18 protein-coding genes are annotated in these 20665 nt (G+C 71.8%); 8 read left to right on the plus strand and 10 right to left on the minus strand.

The window, feature by feature from the left end:
* Position 1 precedes the first annotated feature (1 nt).
* Positions 2-436, plus strand: a complete 435-nt coding sequence (locus DLJ47_RS24775; RefSeq protein WP_109903270.1) for a hypothetical protein — start codon at positions 2-4, stop codon at positions 434-436.
* Positions 437-509: 73 nt separating this feature from the next.
* On the opposite strand, the gene DLJ47_RS37110 is transcribed toward DLJ47_RS24775, so the two are convergent.
* Complete coding sequence (locus DLJ47_RS37110; protein ID WP_233258004.1) at positions 510-938, minus strand: DUF389 domain-containing protein; 429 nt, start codon at positions 936-938, stop codon at positions 510-512.
* On the opposite strand from DLJ47_RS37110, the gene DLJ47_RS37115 reads away from it, so the two are divergent.
* The 5 genes from DLJ47_RS37115 to DLJ47_RS24800 all read left to right on the plus strand — a co-directional run bounded on the left by DLJ47_RS37115 (position 916) and on the right by DLJ47_RS24800 (position 6196).
* Positions 916-1428, plus strand: coding sequence for a hypothetical protein (locus DLJ47_RS37115; protein WP_233258005.1), 513 nt, complete (start codon positions 916-918; stop codon positions 1426-1428). The genes DLJ47_RS37110 and DLJ47_RS37115 overlap by 23 nt on opposite strands.
* A gap of 255 nt (positions 1429-1683) precedes the next feature.
* The gene (locus tag DLJ47_RS24785; RefSeq protein WP_274703363.1) at positions 1684-2364 is read left to right on the plus strand and encodes a sugar transferase; all 681 of its coding nucleotides are present in this window, start codon (positions 1684-1686) and stop codon (positions 2362-2364) included.
* 23 nt (positions 2365-2387) lie between these two features.
* Entirely contained in the window at positions 2388-3536 is a 1149-nt protein-coding gene (locus DLJ47_RS24790; RefSeq protein ID WP_109903310.1) for a DegT/DnrJ/EryC1/StrS family aminotransferase, read from the plus strand.
* The gene (locus tag DLJ47_RS24795) at positions 3533-4177 is read left to right on the plus strand and encodes an acetyltransferase (protein ID WP_109903272.1); all 645 of its coding nucleotides are present in this window, start codon (positions 3533-3535) and stop codon (positions 4175-4177) included. The genes DLJ47_RS24790 and DLJ47_RS24795 overlap by 4 nt, the downstream gene beginning before the upstream one ends.
* A 156-nt stretch (positions 4178-4333) precedes the next feature.
* Positions 4334-6196, plus strand: a complete 1863-nt coding sequence (locus tag DLJ47_RS24800; protein WP_109903274.1) for a nucleoside-diphosphate sugar epimerase/dehydratase — start codon at positions 4334-4336, stop codon at positions 6194-6196.
* 275 nt (positions 6197-6471) lie between these two features.
* Here the strand turns inward: DLJ47_RS24800 and wecB are convergent, their stop codons facing one another.
* The 7 genes from wecB to DLJ47_RS24835 all read right to left on the minus strand — a co-directional run bounded on the left by wecB (position 6472) and on the right by DLJ47_RS24835 (position 15131).
* Entirely contained in the window at positions 6472-7596 is a 1125-nt protein-coding gene (wecB, locus tag DLJ47_RS24805) for a non-hydrolyzing UDP-N-acetylglucosamine 2-epimerase (RefSeq protein ID WP_109903276.1), read from the minus strand.
* A complete protein-coding gene (locus DLJ47_RS24810; protein ID WP_109903278.1) occupies positions 7593-8831 on the minus strand; it encodes a glycosyltransferase family 4 protein in 1239 nt (412 codons plus the stop codon). The genes wecB and DLJ47_RS24810 overlap by 4 nt, the downstream gene beginning before the upstream one ends.
* A complete protein-coding gene (locus DLJ47_RS24815) occupies positions 8828-9955 on the minus strand; it encodes a polysaccharide biosynthesis C-terminal domain-containing protein (RefSeq protein WP_109903280.1) in 1128 nt (375 codons plus the stop codon). The genes DLJ47_RS24810 and DLJ47_RS24815 overlap by 4 nt, the downstream gene beginning before the upstream one ends.
* Complete coding sequence (locus tag DLJ47_RS24820; RefSeq protein ID WP_109903282.1) at positions 9949-10989, minus strand: SDR family NAD(P)-dependent oxidoreductase; 1041 nt, start codon at positions 10987-10989, stop codon at positions 9949-9951. Before DLJ47_RS24820 ends, DLJ47_RS24815 begins: the two co-directional genes overlap by 7 nt.
* Before the next feature lie 144 nt (positions 10990-11133).
* Positions 11134-12339, minus strand: a complete 1206-nt coding sequence (locus DLJ47_RS24825; protein WP_109903284.1) for a glycosyltransferase — start codon at positions 12337-12339, stop codon at positions 11134-11136.
* A gap of 144 nt (positions 12340-12483) precedes the next feature.
* Entirely contained in the window at positions 12484-13800 is a 1317-nt protein-coding gene (locus DLJ47_RS24830) for a lipopolysaccharide biosynthesis protein (protein WP_109903286.1), read from the minus strand.
* Positions 13797-15131, minus strand: coding sequence for an O-antigen ligase family protein (locus DLJ47_RS24835; protein ID WP_109903288.1), 1335 nt, complete (start codon positions 15129-15131; stop codon positions 13797-13799). The genes DLJ47_RS24830 and DLJ47_RS24835 overlap by 4 nt, the downstream gene beginning before the upstream one ends.
* A gap of 325 nt (positions 15132-15456) precedes the next feature.
* On the opposite strand from DLJ47_RS24835, the gene DLJ47_RS24840 reads away from it, so the two are divergent.
* A complete protein-coding gene (locus tag DLJ47_RS24840; protein ID WP_109903290.1) occupies positions 15457-16386 on the plus strand; it encodes an NAD(+)/NADH kinase in 930 nt (309 codons plus the stop codon).
* 17 nt (positions 16387-16403) lie between these two features.
* Here the strand turns inward: DLJ47_RS24840 and pgm are convergent, their stop codons facing one another.
* Entirely contained in the window at positions 16404-18047 is a 1644-nt protein-coding gene (pgm, locus tag DLJ47_RS24845; protein WP_109903292.1) for a phosphoglucomutase (alpha-D-glucose-1,6-bisphosphate-dependent), read from the minus strand.
* A 74-nt stretch (positions 18048-18121) separates the two neighbouring features.
* Positions 18122-19354, minus strand: coding sequence for a glucose-1-phosphate adenylyltransferase (glgC, locus tag DLJ47_RS24850; RefSeq protein WP_109903294.1), 1233 nt, complete (start codon positions 19352-19354; stop codon positions 18122-18124).
* Positions 19355-19425: 71 nt separating this feature from the next.
* Here glgC and glgA point away from each other — a divergent pair, with 71 nt between their 5' ends.
* A complete protein-coding gene (gene glgA / locus DLJ47_RS24855) occupies positions 19426-20634 on the plus strand; it encodes a glycogen synthase (RefSeq protein ID WP_233258007.1) in 1209 nt (402 codons plus the stop codon).
* Positions 20635-20665 lie beyond the last annotated feature (31 nt).

Here is a 20665-nt window from a genome sequence, read left to right on the forward strand (position 1 = left end):
CGTGGGTGAGGTGGACGGCCTGGACTGGCGGGAGCGGCAGCGCCGCGCGGTGCGGGCGCACGCGGCGGCCGACGATCGGCGCCGGGCGGCCGAGCGGGCCGAGGCCGCCGAGCTGGTGGCCGAATTCGTGGCCGAGGCGACCCGGCGCGGGCTCGCCACCACCCGGCTGGTCGCCCGCGACTACGCCGGGCGCGGCCGCTACCGGACCCGGCTCACCGGCTGGTACATCGACCGGGCCCGGACCCGGGCGGTCGACGTCGACGGGCGGTTCCACCTGCTGACCGTGCCGGGCGGTCTGTGGGCGCGGCTGCTCGGCGCCGAGCCGCGGCCCAGCCCGCCGCCGCTGATCGTCGGGGAGGGCGGCCGGGACGGCGAGTCCGTCCCGCTCCGCACGCTGCTCGCCCGCCGGCTCGACGCTGGCGACGGCTGGCCGTGACCTGACTCAGCGCCCGCCCGCGCCGCGCGGGCCGCCCGGCCTCCGCCGCCGGCTCGACCGCCCGTGACCGGATTCAGCGCCCTCGCCGCGCGGGCCGCCCGGCCTCGCGTCGGGCCAGCCGCCACCAGCCCAGCTGCTGTACGGCGAGGGTGAGCAGCCCGGCGAGCACGATCGCGCACAGGTTGATCAACAGCTGTAGCGCCGAGCCGGCCGCCTCGTGCCAGACCCGGTACGCGGCGGCCACCGCGACGTTCGCGGCGGCCGGGACCGTGGTGACCGAGATCAGCACGCCGACCAGGCTGCCGGACTTCTTCGAGGTGAGCGAGAGCATGCCGGCCACCCCGGCGAGCAGACCGACCACCCAGGAGAGCGCGTCGGGCCGCCAGATGAAGTCGGTCAGCGGCCGCTCGGCCAGCAGCATGTCGCGGGTGACCAGGCCGGCCAGATCCAGCGCCCAGGTGCTCAGCACGGTGGCCACCATGGCGGCCAGGAAGCCGACCACCAACGCCTGCACCGACCGGCGGAACCCGCCCCCGGCGCCGCAGCAACGCCACGCAGAGCGCGGCCAGCGGGCCGAACTCCGGGCCCACCACCATCGCGCCGACGACGAGGATCGGCTGGTCCAGCAGCACACCGATGCCGGCGATCATCGTGGCCACGATGAGCAGCACCAGGTAGGTCGCGGAGAGTTCGGTCTGCTCGCCGGTCTTCGCGGCGATCTCGTCCCAGACCACCGCGTCGGCGCCGCTGCCGGGGGCGGTACGGGCGGCCCGGTCGGCGGCCGTCGAGATGGTCAGCTCCACGTCGTCGGCGGCGATGCCGCCGCGGGCCTCCACGCCGAGCTGCCGCAGGCCGTGCAGCACGCTGTCGGCACTCTCCCGGACCACATCGCAGAGGATGAGGTCGCCCCGCGGCTGGCGGGCGGCGTCGCTGAGCACCACCAGGTGGGTCACCCCGGGATCGGCGGCCAGCAGATCCGTCACGGCCGGTGACTGGTCCGGCGGCACGATGACCCGCAGGTGCAGCACGGCACTCCCCCTCGCCCGATCGGCCGCCGAGCAATCTACCGCCCGCCCGCCAACCCGAGGGCCCCGCGGGATCTACCTGGTCAGGGCCGTTTCCTCGGCGGGAGTTCTGGGGTTGATCCGACTGGTTACCGCCCGAGTGTCGTGATTCGGCACCGCTGCGAGCTACCTACCTGTTACAACCTCTTTGTTACCCAATGACTGTTGCCGGAGGTCGGAACGGTGCCTGGTCTCGTGATTGCGCCCGAACGTCCACCGCGGCGGCCGGTCCGGCCCGAGCGGGGCAAGCGGATCATCGACGTGACCGTGGCCGCCGTGCTGCTCCTGCTCGCGACGCCGGTGCTGGCGCTGGTGGCGGTCCTGGTCGCGCTGGGCCTCGGCCGTCCGGTGCTGTTCCGCCAGCGCCGCGCCGGGCTGCACGGCCGGCTCTTCGACGTGGTCAAGTTCCGCACCATGCGGGCGCCCGACCCGAGCCGCGGGCTGGTCACCGACGGCGACCGGCTCACCTCGCTGGGCCGCTGGCTGCGGGCCACCAGCCTGGACGAGCTGCCCACGCTCTGGAACGTGCTGCGCGGCGACATGAGCCTGGTCGGGCCACGCCCGCTGCTGCCGGAGTACCTGCCCCGCTACTCCCCCACCCAGGCCCGTCGGCACGAGGTGCGGCCCGGGGTCACCGGACTGGCCCAGGTACGCGGCCGCAACGGCCTGAGCTGGGAGGAGAAGTTCGACCTCGACGTGGAGTACGTCGACAACCGCTGCCTCCGGCTGGACCTGTCGATCCTCGTGGCGACCGTCCGCACGGTGCTGCGCCGCGAGGGCATCGCCGCGGCCGGCTCCCCGACCGCCCCCGAGTTCCTGGGCACGCCGAACCGGTCGGCGTCCCTCGATCGCACCCCGGCATGACCACCTGCCCCGGAGGCGCCCTGATGAGCCCGACCATCTACCTGTCACCGCCCGACGTCGGGCCCCTGGAGGAGTCGTACCTGCTCGCCGCCCTGCGCTCGGGGTGGGTCGCGCCGGTCGGCCCCGACCTCGACGCGTTCGAGCGCGACGTGGCCGAGCGGGTGGGCGCCCGTGGTGCGGTCGCGGTGAGCTCCGGCACCGCCGCCCTGCACCTGGCCCTGCTGGGCGTCGGGGTCGGGCCCGCCGACGTGGTCGTCGTGCCGACCCTGACCTTCGTGGCCACCGCCAACGCGGTTCGGTACACCGGCGCCCGGCCCGTCTTCGTCGACTGCGACCCGCACACCGGCAACGTCGACGTCCCGCTGCTGGCCGAACTGCTGCGCCGGCTGGCCGGCCGCGGCGAGCGGGTCGGCGCCGTGGTGCCGGTGGACATGTTCGGCAGCTGCGCCGACTACACGGCCCTGCTGCCGCTCTGCGCGGAGAACGGCGTACCGGTGGTGGAGGACGCGGCCGAGGCACTCGGCGCCCGGCACGGCGGGCGGCCGGCCGGCACGTTCGGCCGGATCGGCGCCCTCTCCTTCAACGGCAACAAGATCATCACCACCTCCGGGGGCGGCATGCTGGTCTCCGACGACCTGGCGCTGCTGGCCCGGGCCCGGCACCTGGCCACCCAGGCGCGCGAGCCGCTGCCGCACTACGAGCACCGCGAGACCGGCTACAACTACCGGCTGAGCAACCTGCTGGCCGCGTTGGGTCGGGCCCAGTTGGCCCGGCTGGACGGCATGATCGCCCGCCGCCGGCAACTACGCGACCGGTACGCCAAGCTCTTCGCACCGGTACCCGGGGTCGAGCTGATCGGCGCGGAGGACGCCGAGGCGAACTGCTGGCTCACCTGCATCCGGGTGGACCCCGAGCGGGCCGGCTGGCGGACCGCGGACCTCGCGACCCACCTGGCCGGGCGGGAGATCGAGACGCGGCCGGTGTGGAAGCCGATGCACCGGCAGCCGGCCTACGCCGGGGCCGAGAGCCTGCTCACCGGGGCGGCCGACGCGCTCTTCGCCGAAGGGCTCACCCTGCCCAGCGGCAGCGCACTCACCGAGCCGCAGATCGGGTACGTGCTCGGCGCGATCGACGAGTTCCTGTCCCTGCGGACCGGAACGGCGACGGCGTGACGATCCCACTGGTGGTGGTCGGCTGCGGCGGCCACGGCCGGGAGGTGCTGACCATCGCCCGGGCCGTCAACGCCGCCGCCGACCGGCCGCGCTGGCAACTGCTCGGCTTCCTCGACGACCGGCCCGCCGAGGAGAACCTCAAGCGGGTGCAGCGGCTGGACGTGCCGCACCTGGGCGGGCTCGACTGGCTGCGCGACGCGCCGACGGACACCCACCACGTCATCGGCATCGGGGATCCCCGGGTCCGGCGCGCGGTCGGGCAACGCCTCGACCGGTACGCCACTCCGGCGGCCAGCCTGGTCCACCCGGCGGCCACGATCGGCCCGGACATCGAGCACGGGCCGGGGTTCGTCGCGTTCGCCGGCGCCCGGGTCACCACCAACGTGACCATCGGCCGGCACGTGCACCTGAACCAGAACGCCACCGTCGGCCACGACAGCGTGCTCGCCGACTACGTCTCGGTGAACCCGCTCGCCGCCGTCTCGGGTGACTGCCAGCTGGCCGAAGGGGTGCTGATCGGCACCACCGCCGCCGTGTTGCAGGGGCTGCGCGTCGGCCGGGACAGCACGGTCGGCGCGGGCGCCTGCGTGGTCCGGGACGTGCCGGAGGGCGTGGTGGTCAAGGGCGTACCCGCCCGGTGAGCGGAACCGTCCACGCGACGCGGCCGGCCCCTACATTCGGACGGCAATCCTCAAACCGCCCAAAAGGCGATCCACGGTGTGTAACTACTTAGACGAGTACAAACCTCCTCCCACCGGTGCGTGGTGGGAGTGGTCGGAGACCGGACAGGAGCACACATGCCGCGGGACACACAGAGCACCCGTACGGAACTGACAGCGCGGACCAGGGCACGCCGCCGGGCCACCGGCTTCCTCGCCACCGACACCACGGCGTGGATCGGCGGCTTCCTCGCGGCCGTCTGGACCCGGTACGAGTTCCAGCTACCCCCTGGCATGCTCGCCCGCGCCGCCGGGGTGGGCGCCGTCGCCGCCGTCGTGCACGTCGCGGTGGCCGGGCTGCGCCGGCTCTACTCGGGCCGGCATCCCCTCGGCAGCCTGCAGGAGGTGCAGGGCGTGGCGGGTACCACGCTCACCACGGCGGGCATCGTGCTGCTGGGCCTGCTGCCGTCGGTCGACCGGCCGGTACCGGCGAGCACACCGCTCGTCGGCGGCGCGCTCGCCCTGCTCTTCATGCTCGCCGCCCGGTTCGCCTACCGGCACCGCCGGGATCTGGCGATGCGGCCGGACGTCCGCTCCTCCACGCTCGTCCTGCTGTTCGGAATGGGTGACGCCGGGCAGGGCCTGCTGCGGGCAATGCTGAGCGACCCGCGCGGCCGGTACCTGCCGGTCGGCGCGCTCGACGACGACCCGGACAAGCGCGACCTGCGCATCGGCGGGGTCCGGGTGCTCGGCGGCCGGCACGACGTCGGCGCGGCCGTCCGCCGTACCGGGGCCAGCACCGTCATCTTCTCGGTCGCCAACGCCGACGCCGCGCTGATCCGGCAGATCCGGGAGGCCACCCTGCAGACCGGCGCCGCGTTCAAGGTGCTGCCCCCGGTCCGCGACCTGGTCGACCACCGGATCACCGTCACCGACGTACGCGACGTGCGGATCAGCGACCTGCTCGGCCGCCGGCAGGTCGTCGCCGACCTGCCCCTGACCAGCAACAGCATCGCCGGACGTCGGGTGCTGGTCACCGGCGCCGGCGGCTCGATCGGTTCCGAGCTGTGCCGCCAGCTGATGAAGGCCGACCCGGGTGAGCTGATGATGCTCGACCGGGACGAGTCGGCCCTGCACAGCCTGCAGATGTCGCTGGCCGGGCGGGCCCTGCTGGACGGCCCCGAGCTGATCCTCGCCGACCTGCGGGACGACGAGGGCATCCGCCGGATCATCCAGGAACGCCGGCCGGACGTCATCTTCCACGCGGCCGCGCTGAAGCACCTCACGCTGCTGCAACGGCACCCCGGCGAGGCGGTGAAGACGAACGTCTGGGGCACCCTGTCGGTGCTGGACGCCTGCCGCGACGTGGCCAAGTTCGTGAACATCTCCACCGACAAGGCGGCCGACCCGATCAGCGTGCTCGGCTACTCGAAGCGGATCACCGAGCTGCTGACCGCGCACGCCGCCTCCCGGTTCCCGGGCACCTTCCTCAGCGTCCGGTTCGGCAACGTGCTGAGCAGCCGGGGCTCGGTGGTCACCGCGTTCCAGCGGCAGATCGAGGCGGGTCGCCCGCTGACCGTCACCCATCCCGAGGTGACCCGCTACCTGATGACGGTGCAGGAAGCGGTGCACCTGGTGCTGCAGGCCGCGGAGATCGGCCGGGACGGCGAGGCGCTGGTGCTCGACATGGGCGAACCGGTGCGCATCGCCGACCTGGCCCGGCAGCTGGCCGAGCAGGCGCAGAGCTCGGTGCCGATCGTCTACACCGGGCTGCGGCCCGGCGAGAAGCTGCACGAGGACCTGCTGGGCACCGGCGAGACCGACGCCCGACCGATGCACCCGCTGATCTCACACGTGGCCGTCCCGGCGCTGGACCCGCTCGAGGTCAGCGGGCTCGACCCGTACGACGAACCGGAGAAGGTCATCGCGCAGCTCGCGCTGCTCTGCGCCCAACCGTCGGGGCTCCGCGACGGTTCGGTGCAGGTGCCGCTCTCCCGCTGACCACAGGTCGACCCGCCGCCCGCGGCTCAGCGGGCGGCGGGGTCGCGCTGTGGCTACCTTCCCGGCCGACCCGGGGGCGCGTGGCGTCACGGGTTCGCATCGCGGTGGATCGCGCCGGCCGCCCACGGATGGCCGGGGTGCGGGGTCGGCTCGGACAGCTGGCGGGCGGCACGGTCACGTGGCTGGTGCTGACGAGCCCAACGGGTGCGACGGACCTGAGGAGACGATGCGGGCCGGTGACCGGAATGTCGGTCACCGGCTCACGAGACCAGCGGTCAGCGGCGGATGCCGGCCCAGTCGTGATGGCGCCGGACGGTGGAGAGGATGAAGTCGACGACCCGGCGTGAGGTGTCCGGCACCCGGTAGTCGGCCGGGCACGGTACGCCGGCGGCGGCCACCTGTTCGACGGTGACCTCGACCGCCTCCACCACCCCCTGCCGGTCGAGACCGGTCATGATGATGCCCCCGGCGTCCAGCGCCTCCGGGCGTTCGATCGACTCGCGTAGCGTGACCGCCGGGAACCCGAGGATGGCCGACTCCTCGCTGATGGTCCCGCTGTCCGACAGCGTGCAGTACGCCCTGCTCTGCAGGTGCACGTAGTCGAGCAGGCCGAACGGCTCGTGGAACGCGATCCCGTCGAGTGCGGTGACGTCCGGCGCCAGCGCCTCCAGCCGCTTGCGAGTGCGCGGATGGGTGGAGACCAGCACCGGGTAGCCCCAGCGGTCGCGGACCGCACGCAGGCACTCCAGCAGCCTCGCGAGCCGGTCCGGGCGATCGACGTTCTCCTCCCGGTGCGCGCTGACCAGGAAGTAACGGCCGGACGTGAGTTCCAGCTGACGCAGGATCGTGGAGGCGGCGATGTCGGCCCGGTAATGCTCCAGCACCTCCCGCATCGGCGATCCGGTGTGCAGGATCCGGCGGGGGTGCAGCCCTTCGGCCAGCAGGTTACGCCGGGCGTGCTCGGTGTAGACCAGGTTGAAGTCGGCGACGTGGTCGACCAGCCGGCGGTTGGTCTCCTCCGGCACGTTCAGGTCGAAGCAGCGATTGCCGGCCTCCATGTGGTACACCGGCACCCGCATCCGCCGGGCCATCAGCGCGGCGATACAGCTGTTGGTGTCCCCGAGCACCAGCAGCGCGTCCGGTCGCAGCTCGGCGATGGCCGTCTCCACGCCGACCAGCACGCCGCCGAGCACCCGGCCGAGGGAGGACGTGTCGACCCGGAGAAAGCGGTCCGGCTCGCGCAGCCGCAGTTCGGTGAAGAAGACGTCGGAAAGGTTGCTGACCCAGTTCTGGCCGGTGTGCACGAGCACGTGGTCGACGGTGTCGTCCAACCGGGCGATCACCCGGGAGAGCCTGATGATCTCGGGTCGGGTACCGACCACCGTCATGATCCGGGTCATGACCGTCCTCTCTCTGCGGCCACCTTGGCCAGAATGTCCTCGAACTGGTCGACGCCCACCCGGAGTGACATCCGGTCCCGGTAGACCTGACGGGCCCGGCTACCCAACTCGGCCCGGGCCGCCGCCGGCCGGGCCGCCGCCTCGGTGAACCGTTCGGCCAACGCGCGCCAGTCCCCGGGCGGACACACCAGGCCGACACCGGTGGTGCGGACCAGTGCGGCGGCATCGCCACCCACCGCCACGATCACCGGCACGCCGCAGGCCAGCGCGGCCTGCAGCTTCGACGGGATGGTGCCGCGCAGGGCCGGCAGGTCGCGCAGGCAGACCAACTGCCAGTCCGCGGCGGCGTACAACTCGGCCATCTGCTCCGGCGGACGGCGGCCGACGAACCGTACGTTGTCGGCGCCAAGGTCGGTGGCGAGCCGCCGCGCGGCATCCTCGTCGGCGCCCGAACCCACCAGCACCAGGTCCATCCGGTCACCGACGGCGGCCGCGGCCCGGATCGCCGTCTCGATCCCCTGCAACAGTCCCAGGTTGCCGGCGAACATCACGGTGCAGCGGCCCCGATGGCCGAGCACGGCGCGGGCCCCGTCGGTGGCCGGCACCGGGCGGAACAGCGCGTCGTCGGTCCAGTTCCACACCACCCGCACCCGGGCCGGATCGGCCCCCCGCTCCACCACCAGGTCGGCCATCGCCGGCGAGATCACCACGATGGCGCCCGCCAGCCGGTACGTGGTCCGCATCAACGTGGTGAGGCCGCGCTCCAGGGCGCGGCCGCCCCGGCCGGTCGGCGCCATCCCCGACTGCAGCACCGACTCGGGCCACATGTCCTGCACGTGCAGCACGATGGGGGTTCGCCGGGCCGCCCGGACCAGTGCCGCGGCGGCGATGGCGGTCGGGGGCGGGTGGTAGACGTAGGTCACGTCGACGCCGCCCAACCAGCCGAAACCGGCCAACGCACTGCTGGCCCCGAAGGAGAGATGGCTCAGCGCGCGCCGGGCGGCCGAGGTGTCGTGGCTCGGGTACGCGGGCACTCGGCGGATCGCCACCCGGCCGTCGATCTCGCGGTGCCGCCACCGCTGCCGCCAACCGGGAAAGACCCGGCCGTGCGGGTAGCTCGGGAACGTGGTGAGCACCCGCACCTCGTGGCCCCGTTCGGCGAGCTGGCTGGCGAGATTGCCCGGGATGAACACGCCCTCGGGCGGATACCACTGACTGACCAGACCGACCTTCACGCGGCGACCGCCACGGGCGACGGGCGGACCGCCTCCACCGGCTCCGGCCAGGTGTCCGGTCGGGCCGGGTCGAACAGCTCGTTCGTCCAGAACATGGTGACCAGCTCGTCCGGGCCGGTGTTGACCAGCTTGTGCACCCACATGGTGGGCATGTCGATCAACACCGGCTCGGTGCCGGTGACTGGGAACCGGAGCACCTCGGTGTCGCCGACCCGGCGCAGGCTGATCTCGGCCGAACCGCGCAGCACCACGAAGCGTTCCACCTTGGCCAGGTGGAAATGCTCACCGCGGGTGACTCCCGGCCGGGTGGTCGAGCAGAAGGTCTGGCCGGCGCCCCCGTGTGCCTTGACGGTCTCGACGAGCTCACCCCGGGCGTCCGCCCGGCGCGGCAGCGCCAGCGGGTAGTGCGCCGGGAAGCAGTGGGACCGGTAGGTGTTGAACAGTCGCACGTCGTGCCGATCCAGCAGGGACGGAATCTCGCCGGTGCGGTAGACGGCGGCGATCTCGGTGAGCCGGTCCGCGAGGGCTCGGACGCCGCTCCGCAGCGCCGGCATGGCGGGGTCCCAGGACCCGCCGGCCGGTATCCCGGCCAGCCGGGCCGCCGCATCGGTGACGTGCACGAGGGCAAGCTCCCGGTCGCCGTGCACCTCGGGTCGCCCCCCGTCGGCCAGCAGCCGACAGAAGGTGGCCACCGCTGAGTTGTAGTGCGGCCGGCCGTGCTCCCCGTAGAGGTTCGGCAACATCAGGTCGTCGAAGGGCAGCCCGACATCGGCGAGCACGCCGGCGGCGGCGGCCTTGGCGTCGCCGTACGGGGTGCCGTTGCCGACCTGCACGGAGTTGGCGAAGACCAGGGCGCCGGGCGGGGTCGGACAGCGCCGCAGCCCTTCGGCGAGCTGAACGGCGAGGTCGACGTTGCCACCCGCCACCTCGGCGGGCTCCCCCCGGCTCACCCCGGCCAGATGCAGCACCCGGTCGACCCCGGCGACCTTCGCGGCCACCTGGTTCGGGTCGGTCAGGTCGGCCCGGGTGACGACGGCGGGCTCGGGCCAGCCGAGTGCGCGCAGCAGCACCCGCACATGCCATCCGAGGAAGCCGCCGGCACCGGTGATCGCGAGCCTCAGCACGCCAGCACCGGATCCCGTAGGGCCAGTTCCGCACGGACCTCCGGCAACGTCTTCAGCAGCTCGACAATCGCGGGTACGTCCAGCCGCGGCGCGTTGGCCGAGTTGAAGTCCTCGACCGGCCCCGCCGCGAGTTCGCCCTCGGAGACGTAGAGCGCGTAGTTCAGGTCCCGGGCGTCGAGCGGCACCCGGAGGAAGTCGCCGAAGTCGTCGGCCTGGGCGAGCTCCTCCCGACTGGCCAGCGTCTCGTCCTGCTTCTCGCCGTGGCGTACGCCGATGACGTCGAGCTTGGCCGGTACGTCGAACAGCTGGCAGACGGCCTCGGCCAGGTCGCCGATGGTGCAGGCGGCGGCCTTGCGAATGAAGATGTCGCCGGCCCGGGCGTGCTGGAAGGCGTGCTCGACCAACTCCACCGATTCCTCGAGGGACATCAGGAACCGGGTCATGCCCGGGTCCGTCACGGTGGGCGCGCGGCCGGCCTTGATCTGCTCGATGAAGAGCGGGATGACCGAGCCACGCGAGTACATGACGTTGCCGTACCGGACGCAGGAGACGGTGGTGCCGCTGTTCGGGTTGTTCCGCGCGTGCGCCTGCGCCACCTTCTCCATGAGGGCCTTGGTCATGCCCATCGCGTTCACCGGGTAGACGGCCTTGTCCGTGCTCAGCACGACCACCGAGCCGACTCCGTTGCGCTGCGCCGCCTCGACGACGTTGGCGCTGCCCACCACGTTGGTGCGGACCGCCTCCAGCGGGAAGAACTCGCAGGACGGCACCTGCTTCAGGGCCGCCGCGTGGAAGACGTAGTCGATGCCACGGCTGGCCCGCAGCACCGAGTCGTAGTCCCGCACGTCGCCGACGTGGTACCGGACCCGGTTGTCCCCGAGCAGTCGGCGCATCGCGTCCTGTTTGGCCTCGTCCCGGCTGAGCACCCGGACCTCCTCGACCCCTCGGTCGAGGAGCCGGCGCACCATGGTCTGACCGAATGATCCGGTACCACCGGTGATCAGTACCCGGCGCCCGTTCGTCGTCAACGTCACTGCGGCTCCGTTCGTCGCGGGCCGATCGTCCAGGCTCTCTCCCCCTGGCCACGTGGTTCGGCCACAAACCGGGCAACGAGCCAGATACGGACAGGAAACGCCAAACGACGCAGACGGCTCGAAAGTTCGTACGACTCCCTCCGCTCAGCCGACAACCTGACGCATCAAAGCTTGAAGAGCGGGGGCGCACGCCTTCTCCCACGACATGCGCTCCCGGGCGGCCGCGGCCGCCGCGTTGACCGCCGCGCACGTGCGGTCGGCGTCGTCGAGTGTCCGGAGAATCGCTTGGACGTAGGCCGAGGGCCGCCGCGGGTCAACGAGGACGCCGGCGGCGGAGGCCTCGATGAATTCCCTCGCCCCGGTCAGGTCGGACGCGACGATGGCCAGACCGACGGTCACGTACTCGTAGAGCTTCGTGCTCACGCACAACGACGCCTGGCCCACGTCTTGCAGGAAGGAGATGCCGATCCCGCAGCTCGCGAGGAGTCGGGACAGCTCGTGGGCGGGCAATGGATCCACCAGAGTGAGATTCGGCGGGGTGCCGCGTCGCTGCAGCAGTTCGGAAAACGCCGCTCGCGCCGATTCGGACGGGAACCGCCGCACCACCACCAGCTCCACCTCAGGTGCCTGTCGGGCAAGTTCGTGGGCCACTGACAGGAGTACGTCGGAGCCGAACTCCGGCGTGAGGCTCCCGGTATGGACCACCCGCTTCAACAGTGCGGCCACCAGTGGTCGGTGCTGGTCGCCCAGTGCCTCCTCGGACGGGAAGTTGGGGGTAGCCACGGCGGGAACGCCGGTCGCGGCGAGGCGCGATGCGATGCGGTCGCTCACCGCGTTGACTCCGGCCACCTTGGATGCGTAATGCCGTTCGAGACCGGCGATCAGGCGCCGGGCCTGCCCCCGCATCCAGGGCGGGCCGGGAAGGCGGTGAGAGTAGTACTCCGGATAGTACTCATGGACGTCGTAGAGAACTGGCCGGCCCGTACGACGCGACCAGGCACAGGCCGCCCGGAGCAGGTAGAAGTCATGAATGTGCCAGGCGTCAGCCGCTCGGGACTCGGCCAGCCGCACCACCGTGGGCACGAGTTCGAGCCGATGGCGGATCGAGCGCACCTCAGGCAACCGGGTCTCCCGCACTCTGGGGTGCGGATGGCCGTGCGCCGAGCCACCACCGAGCCAGATGAGGTCGATGTCGTAGCCGGCGTCGAGCGCTGACTGAGCGCAGCGCAGCACACGTTGATCGCCGGTCGGATGAACCGTCGGGATGCAAACGGTGCGGCCCAACCGGGCGGCCGCGGGCGCGCGAAGGCGCCACCGATCGGTCCGGATCTCATCGTTCAGGGTGTCCATGTCTCTCCGTCTGGTTGGGGTTTGGCGGGCGCAGCAACCGCACCGACCAATGGCGAGCGCTCGTCCGCCGGCAGCCGCCGCTGACAGCGGGCCCCGGCCTCCTCTTCCGCGACGCGAGGTGTGTGGTCGGCATTTCCACCCGCCTCACGCATCACCGGTACGCAGCATGAGTCGGTCGCTTCGGTCGGCGATGCTCGGTACCGCGACCGCCGCTCGGCGAATCCCCTTCAACGCCTGCCGCGAGAGCACAACATGGGCGAGGTAGGCACCGACCATCGCCGCCGAGTAGAGCGCCACCGCCACTCCCAGGTCTGACCAACCGGCCACCAGCGGCAGGAAGGCCGCCACCGCCATGCCGAGCCGGCACACGTCCCAGATCAGTTGGCGTTCGTTGAACCCGGCTCCGGACAGCGTCTGGCTGAGTGGTACCACGGCGAACTGGCCGACCAGAAAGGGAGTGAGGAGCAACAACATCGGGCCGACGTGAACCCACTGTGGCCCCAGCACCTGCGGCGCCGCGGTATACATGCCAAGCGAGAGGGCCGTCAGTACCGCGGCACCACAGATCGACAGTCCAGTCAGCGCGCGATCGTAACTGGCCAGGGCCTGCTCCTGCGCCGACCGCAGTTGGTGTGCGATCTCTCCGTACAAGATCGGCATGAGTGCCTGCCCGAACAGCGCAGACGGAAGCGCACCCACCCGGAGTGCGAGTGCGAGATCGGCAGCCTGCGCGCTGCCCACGGCCACGGCGGCGATGAACAGCGGCACGTTCATGGTGAGCCCGTTGATCAGGCCGGCGGGGGCTGAGGCGACCATGAACCCACGGTGGCGGTTCAGCACCTCGCGAACGCCACACCGCGTCGCGCCGGCCCCGTGGGGGGCCGGCCGGGCCAGCAACAATGCGGCTGCGGCATACCCGAGCGCGGTCGCGATCAACAGGACGGCCGCCGTCCGGCCGAACAACCCCAGCCCGATCTGGCCGGCCCCCTGCACCACGGCAGTCAGCAGTTTGGAGGCGGCGACCAGACCGTATCTGCGGTCTCGAACGCGCGCGTAGACGAGCGTCGTGGACAGGCCGATGGCCGCGGTGGCGGCACCGAGGACAACCGCCTCGAACACCGCAGCGACGCCGAGGGCGGCTGTCAGGCCCTGCCAGGAGAGCGCGGCCACCATGACCAGGCAGCCGACAGTGATGTTGAGGCGGCGGGCGGTACGCAGGAGGACAGCGGCGTCAGCGGCATCAGCGGTTGTCGCCGCAACATCCAGCCGGAGGGAACTCGCTCCACCAAGGACTGCGGCGACCGCCGCGAGGGCGGCGTAACGTCCGAACGCAGCCGGTGCGTAGATCCGAGTGATCACCAGGATGACGCCGAGGTTCACCATCTGGGCGAGGACCAGGCTCGCGAAGGCGCGAACTCGCTGGCGGGAGACCTTCCGCAGCCGTCGTGCGGCTTGTCTCATCGGGACGCTGTGACGAGGGTCGGCGCCTGCGATGACACCGCGTGTCGGGGCCGCGTCGTTGGCTCCGGTCGGGCAGCGAGGACAGCGGCACACAGCACCCATACCAGGTGGTTGCCATTGATGTCAGAGCTGAACAGAGAGTTCACGAACGCGAACACCAACAGACAGGTAGCGGCAGCCACGGACGGATCCGCGGCGTTCGCCCTGACTGCCCTGATCAGGGCGAACGTCAGCAGCAGAAGTCCGGCCACCGCCGCCAAGCCGCCCTCGACCGCCACCTCCAATGGAAGGTTGTGCGGGTACACGACGTGTTCCCGGCCCGGAACGACCGCCAGAAGGCCAGCCGGTACGACCGAGGCGAAGTCACCCCAGCCCAGACCGAGCGGATGCGCCCATACGGCGTCCAGTGCGAGGTGCGACAACAGGACCCGGGCCTCGGACGACTGGTCGAGCGGACCGCCGAAGAGCACCTCGAACCGGGAGGCGACCGCCTCCGGGAGGAAGGACGAGGTGAGGGCGATCGCCAGCACGGCACCCAGCCCGGCCACCGGGAGTGCCGTACGCAGTCGACTGCCCCGGCTGCGGAGCGCCGCCAAGGCGATGGCGGCGGCGGCCAACGCCACGACCGGTCCTCGGGACCCGGTCAGCACCAACGGCACGGCGAGCACGGCAGCGGTCACGAGTGCCGCCATCCGAATTCGACGGACCAGGACGCCCAGACACAGCAGCGCCACTACCGCGTAACCGATGGCGCGCGCCGTTGTAATCGTCGCGCTTCCCCGGAGCACCACCGCATCCCTGGTCTCGAACAGAGGATCAGGGAAGGCGATGGCCAACACCGCCACCAATGAACCGAAAAATGCCAGCACCCACAAGACCGCCATGCGTCGCGCCGGACGGTCGAAGACGAGAAGTGACCCAAAGATGAGGAGTGGCATCATCGTCATCATCTGCATTACTTTGCTCGCCGAATACGGACCGAACGATGTCAGCAGCAACGCCGGCGAAAATGACAGCAGCAGCAGGACGAAAGGCCACAACCCGTGCGGCGCCCGGAATCCCCTGGCGACCCAGACGCCCATCGACACCAGGACCACCGCGCAGATGTCCAGGTTGAGGAGCAGGTGCTCGCCAGCCGCGGCCGAGCCGAGCAGCGGCGCCAGCCCATCCGCCACGACTGCGGAACCGTCCAGGAGGATCGCCACGGGCATACCGACGAACGGCAGGACGAGGGCGAGGTCACGCGGCCTCACACGCACGCCGGCAGTGGCCGCGGCGGCGTCATCGGAACGGACGGCCGTTGCGGGGCGCGAAGGAGCGCAGGCGTGCATGAAGGGTCCTTCCCGTCCGGTAACGATCGGATAAACGACGCACCGCCGGATCGGTCACGAGCACGAGAACGTTGCGCACCCCTTGCCCGTGCCCGGACGGTAAACCTCAACCGATCGGCGGAGGATCTCCATATGTAGGCTCACGTTCACAGTCATTTCATGAACAGCGGAACCGGGGTCAACCTCCGCACGCTTCGCCCGGCACGCTCGCACCGCGTTGCTTTCGGCCGCGAGGACACTGAGATCGGCCGCTCGGAGGGCATCCGCCGCAACCCACCTGCCGCTTACATCGTCGGGCCGGCCAGGAATATGGTGAGCTTGGACCATGAAACGGATCCGGCTCGGGCTGGTGCTGCACCCCAACCGGGACGTCTCCGAGGTGGTCGGGACCATCGCCGACTGGGCGGCCCGGCACCGGATGGGCCTGGCGGTACGCGCCGAGGACAAGCACCGGGTGCCGGCCACGGTCGAGCCGCTACCGGTCGACGAGGTGGCGGCCGCGTCGACCGCCCTGGTCGCCATCGGCGGGGACGGCACGATGCTCGGCGCGCTGCGCTCCGCGGTACGCGACCCGAAGCCCGTGCTCGGCGTGCACGTCGGCAAGCTCGGCTTCCTGGTGGAGGTGGAGCCGCCGGACCTGCCACGAGCGCTGGAACGGCTCGCGAACAAGGACTTCACCGTCGAGCGGCACAGCTGCCTGGCCTGCGACGTCTGCGGCGACGACGTGGTCGCGTTCAACGACGTCGCGCTGGTCCGCCAGCCCGGCGCCGGCTTCGTCAACGCCACTCTCTCCGTCGACGGCCAGCAGTACGGCTACTACCGCTGCGACGCGCTGGTGGTGAGCACCCCGACCGGGTCGACCGCGTACAGCTACGCCGCCGGCGGACCGCTGATCTCGCCCGCCACCGACGCGGTGGTGGTGACCCCCTCCGCCCCGATGGCCGGCATCTCCCGCTCGGTGGTGCTCTCCCCGGAGGAGACCATCCGGCTGGACCTGCGGCCCGGCTCCGGGCCGGTCGCCGTCGAGATGGACGGTGTGATCATCCGGGACGCCGCGACCGAGGGGTCGGTGCAGGTGCGCTACCGGCGCGACGCGGGCCTGGTGGTCCGCCTGGACCCGCGCCGCTACCAGGAGCGCAACCAGCTCAAGCTGAGCCTGCTGGATCTTCCGCTGCTCCCCGACCAGCTGCGCGAGCTGCTCCCCGAGAACCTGCGCCAGCAGCTCAACCGCCGCGAGCTGCCCCCGCCGCGCTGAACCGGGTCGAGGGCGGATCAGGCCTGCTTGAGCACCTCTGAGACCAGGTCCTTGGCCTCCTGCTGGATGCGGGTGAGGTGCTCGGGGCCCTGGAACGACTCGGCGTAGATCTTGTAGACGTCCTCGGTGCCGGAGGGCCGGGCGGCGAACCAGCCCGACTCGGTGGTCACCTTGAGCCCGCCGATCGGCGCGCCGTTGCCCGGCGCGGTGGTGAGCGTCGCGGTGATCGGCTCGCCGGCCAGCTCGGTCGCGGTCACCTGCTCCGGGGAGAGCTTGCCGAGCACCGCCTTCTCCTCCCGGCTCGCCGGGGCGTCGATCCGGGCGTACGAGGGCGCGCCGAAGCGCTCGGCCAGCTCGGTCCAGTGCTGGCTGGGGGTGCGCCCGGTGGTCGCGATGATCTCGGCAGCGAGCAGGCAGAGCAGGATGCCGTCCTTGTCGGTGGTCCAGGTGCTCCCGTCGCGGCGCAGGAACGACGCGCCGGCGCTCTCCTCGCCGCCGAAGCCGACCGCGCCGTCGAGCAGGCCGGGCACGAACCACTTGAAGCCGACCGGCACCTCCAGCAGCGGGCGGCCCAGGTCGGCGGCGACCCGGTCGATCATCGACGAGGAGACCAGGGTCTTGCCGACCGCGGCGGCCGGCCCCCACTCGGTGCGGGTGCGGAACAGGTGCGCGATCGCGACCGCCAGGTAGTGGTTGGGGTTCATCAGCCCGGCGTCGGGGGTGACGATGCCGTGCCGGTCGGCGTCGGCGTCGTTGCCGGTGGAGACCTGGTAGTCGGCGCGGGCGGCGATCAGCGAGGCCATCGCGTTCGGCGAGGAGCAGTCCATCCGGATCTTGCCGTCGCCGTCCAGGGTCATGAACCGCCAGGTGGGGTCGACGGTCGGGTTGACCACTGTCAGGTCCAGCCGGTGCCGCTCGGCGATCTCACCCCAGTAGGCCACGCTCGCCCCGCCGAGCGGGTCGGCGCCGATCCGCACGCCGGCGGCGCGGATCGCGTCGATGTCGATGGCCGCCGGCAGGTCGTCCACGTAGCCGGCGAGGAAGTCGTACGTCCCGGTGGTGTCGGCGACGCGGGCCCGGGCGTACGGGACGCGCTTGACCTCCTTCAGCCCGCCGGCGAGGATCGCGTTGGCCCGGTCCTGGATCCACTTCGTGACGTCGCTGTCGGCCGGGCCGCCGTGGGTGGGGTTGTACTTGAAGCCGCCGTCGTCGGGCGGGTTGTGCGACGGGGTGATCACGATGCCGTCGGCGAGCCCGGTGGTGCGGCCCCGGTTGTGGGTCAGCACGGCGTGCGACAGCGCCGGGGTGGGGGTGTAGCCGTCCCGGCTGTCCACCAGCACGGTGACCCCGTTGGCGGCGAGCACCTCCAGCGCGGTCACCGCCGCCGGGGCGGAGAGGGCGTGGGTGTCCCGGGCGAGGAAAAGCGGGCCGTCCGGGCCGCGCTCCCGGCGGTGGTCGCAGAGCGCCTGGGTGACGGCGAGGATGTGGTCTTCGTTGAACGCGCTGCGCAGGCTCGACCCACGGTGGCCGGAGGTGCCGAAGGAGACCTGCTGCGCCGGGTCGTGCGGATCCGGGTGCTCGGCGTAGTAGGCGGTCACCAGCCTCGGCACGTCGACCAGGTCGGCGGGCTCGGCGGGCTGGCCGGCACGGGGATGGGCCACTGCGGCAACCTCCTCAGACGGGGACGGACGTCGACTCTTTCCCTCGGGCGGGCGGGGTCACACGTGGCGGTGCCTCACAGCTCCACCCGCTGCCCCTTGCCGATCACCACGACGCCGTTGTCCGACACGGTGTAGCGCTGCCGGTCCTTCTCCAGGTCGACGCCGATCTCGGCGCCCTCCGGCACGACCACGTTCTTGTCGAGGATGGCCCGGCGGACCACCGCGTGCCGGCCGATCTCGACGCCCTCCATCAGCACCGAACCGTCGACGTGCGCCCAGGAGTGCACCTTGACCTTGGGCGAGACGACCGAGTTCTCCACCAGCGAGCCGGAGATCACCGCGCCGGGCGAGACCATCGAGGCGACCGCCCGGCCGACCCGCTCGCCCCACTGGTGCACGAACTTGGCCGGCGGGTACGGCGGCTGCTCGGTGTAGATCGGCCACTCGAAGTTGTAGAGGTTGAACACCGGGTGCACGTTGATCAGATCCATGTGGGCGTCGTAGAACGAGTCGAGCGTTCCCACGTCACGCCAGTAGCCGCGGTCCCGGTCGGTGCTGCCCGGCACCTCGTTGTCGCGGAAGTCGTAGACGTTCGCCTCGCCCCGCTCGACCAGCATCGGGATGATGCTGCCGCCCATGTCGTGCTTGCTGGACTTGTCCTCCGCGTCGCGCTCGACGACGTCGCAGAGCGCCTTGGTGGTGAAGACGTAGTTGCCCATCGAGGCGTAGATCTCGTCGGGGGCGTCGGGCAGGCCGACCGCGTCGGTGGGCTTCTCGCGGAACGCCCGGATCCGCCGGCCGTCCTCGCCGACCTCGATCACGCCGAACTGGTCGGCCATCGACAGCGGCTGCCGGATGCCGGCCACGGTGACCGCGGCGCCGGAGGCGATGTGGTCCTCCACCATCTGCCGCGGGTCCATCCGGTAGATGTGGTCGGCGCCGAAGACGATCACGTAGTCGGGCTGCTCGTCGTGGATCAGGTTGAAGCTCTGGTAGATCGCGTCGGCCGAGCCGGCGAACCACCAGGGGCCGCGGCGCTGCTGCGCCGGCACCGGGGTCACGTAGTTGCCCAGCAGGGTGGACATCCGCCAGGTCTTGGTGATGTGCCGGTCGAGCGAGTGCGACTTGTACTGGGTCAGCACCACGATCTTGAGGTAGCCGGCGTTGGCCAGGTTGGAGAGGACGAAGTCGACCATGCGGTACATCCCGCCGAAGGGGACGGCCGGCTTCGCCCGGTCCGTGGTGAGCGGCATCAGGCGCTTGCCCTCCCCGCCGGCCAGGACGATCGCGAGCACCTTGTCAGCCATGCTCCGACGCTATCCATCCGCGTCGGACTTCACCACTCGTACGGGCACACTTCTGCACTAGGGTGCGGGGGGTGACCGACTCCCCTCAGCTGCGCGTCGACCTGCTCACCCGGGAGTACCCGCCGGAGGTGTACGGCGGCGCCGGGGTGCACGTCGAGTACCTGGCCCGGGAGCTGCGCCGGCTGGCCGAGGTGCGGGTGCACTGCTTCGGCGCGCCGCGCACCGAGCCGGGCGTCACCGCGTACGCCGAGCCGTTCGCCCTGACCGGCGCGAACGCCGCGCTGCGCACCATGGGGGTGGACCTGGAGATGGCGGCCGGCTGCGCCGGCACCGACGTGGTGCACAGCCACACCTGGTACGCCAACCTGGCCGGGCACACCGCGAAGCTGCTGTACGGGGTGCCGCACGTGGTCACCGCGCACAGCCTGGAGCCGCTGCGGCCGTGGAAGGCCGAGCAGCTCGGCGGCGGCTACGCGCTCTCCTCCTGGTGCGAGCGGACCGCGGTGGAGGCCGCCGACGCGGTGATCGCGGTCAGCGCCGGGATGCGCCGCGACGTGCTGGCCGCGTACCCGCAGGTGGACCCGGAGCGGGTCCGGGTGGTGCACAACGGCATCGACACCGGGCAGTACGCGCCGGACCGGGGCACCGACGTGGTGGACCGGCTCGGCATCGACCCGGCCCGGCCGAGCGTGGTGTACGTCGGCCGGGTCACCCGGCAGAAGGGGCTGCCGTACCTGCTGCGGGCGGCCCGGGACCTGCCGGCCGACACCCAGCTGGTGCTGCTCGCCGGCGCGCCGGACACTCCGGAGATCGCCGTCGAGGTGGAGAACCTGGTGCACGAGCTGCGGGCCACCCGCTCGGGGGTGGTCTGGGTGGCCGAGATGCTGCCCAAGCACGAGGTGATCCAGGTACTCACGCACGCCACCGTCTTCGTCTGCCCGTCCGTCTACGAGCCGATGGGCATCGTCAACCTGGAGGCGATGGCCTGCGAGACGGCCGTGGTGGCCACCGCCACCGGCGGCATCCCGGAGGTGGTCGCGGACGGCGAGACCGGGCTGCTGGTGCCGATCGAGCAGGCCACCGACGGCTCCGGCCGCCCGCTGAACCCGGCGGCCTTCGTCGCCGACCTGGCGGCCCGGATCAACGAGGTGCTGGCCGACCCGGAGCGGGCTGCCGAGTTCGGCCGGGCCGGCCGGCGCCGGGCGGTGGAGCACTTCTCCTGGGACACCGTGGCCCGGCGGACGCTGGAGGTGTACCGGTCGGTGGGCGCCGCCGGCTGAGCCGCGCGGGAACGGATCACGCGCAGTAGGT

The organism is Micromonospora sp. S4605 (assembly GCF_003176715.1).
Lineage (GTDB): Bacteria > Actinomycetota > Actinomycetes > Mycobacteriales > Micromonosporaceae > Micromonospora > Micromonospora echinaurantiaca.

What these genes read in the sequence shown, in the direction of transcription:
- DLJ47_RS37115 (WP_233258005.1), top strand. Translation starts at nt 916, where the DNA reads ATGGCGGCCAGGAAGCCGACCACCAACGCCTGCACCGACCGGCGGAAC.
- DLJ47_RS24790 (WP_109903310.1), top strand. Translation starts at nt 2,388, where the DNA reads ATGAGCCCGACCATCTACCTGTCACCGCCCGACGTCGGGCCCCTGGAG.
- DLJ47_RS24800 (WP_109903274.1), top strand. Translation starts at nt 4,334, where the DNA reads ATGCCGCGGGACACACAGAGCACCCGTACGGAACTGACAGCGCGGACC.
- wecB (WP_109903276.1), bottom strand. Translation starts at nt 7,596, where the DNA reads ATGACCCGGATCATGACGGTGGTCGGTACCCGACCCGAGATCATCAGG.
- DLJ47_RS24825 (WP_109903284.1), bottom strand. Translation starts at nt 12,339, where the DNA reads ATGGACACCCTGAACGATGAGATCCGGACCGATCGGTGGCGCCTTCGC.
- DLJ47_RS24830 (WP_109903286.1), bottom strand. Translation starts at nt 13,800, where the DNA reads ATGAGACAAGCCGCACGACGGCTGCGGAAGGTCTCCCGCCAGCGAGTT.
- DLJ47_RS24835 (WP_109903288.1), bottom strand. Translation starts at nt 15,131, where the DNA reads ATGCACGCCTGCGCTCCTTCGCGCCCCGCAACGGCCGTCCGTTCCGAT.
- DLJ47_RS24840 (WP_109903290.1), top strand. Translation starts at nt 15,457, where the DNA reads ATGAAACGGATCCGGCTCGGGCTGGTGCTGCACCCCAACCGGGACGTC.
- glgC (WP_109903294.1), bottom strand. Translation starts at nt 19,354, where the DNA reads ATGGCTGACAAGGTGCTCGCGATCGTCCTGGCCGGCGGGGAGGGCAAG.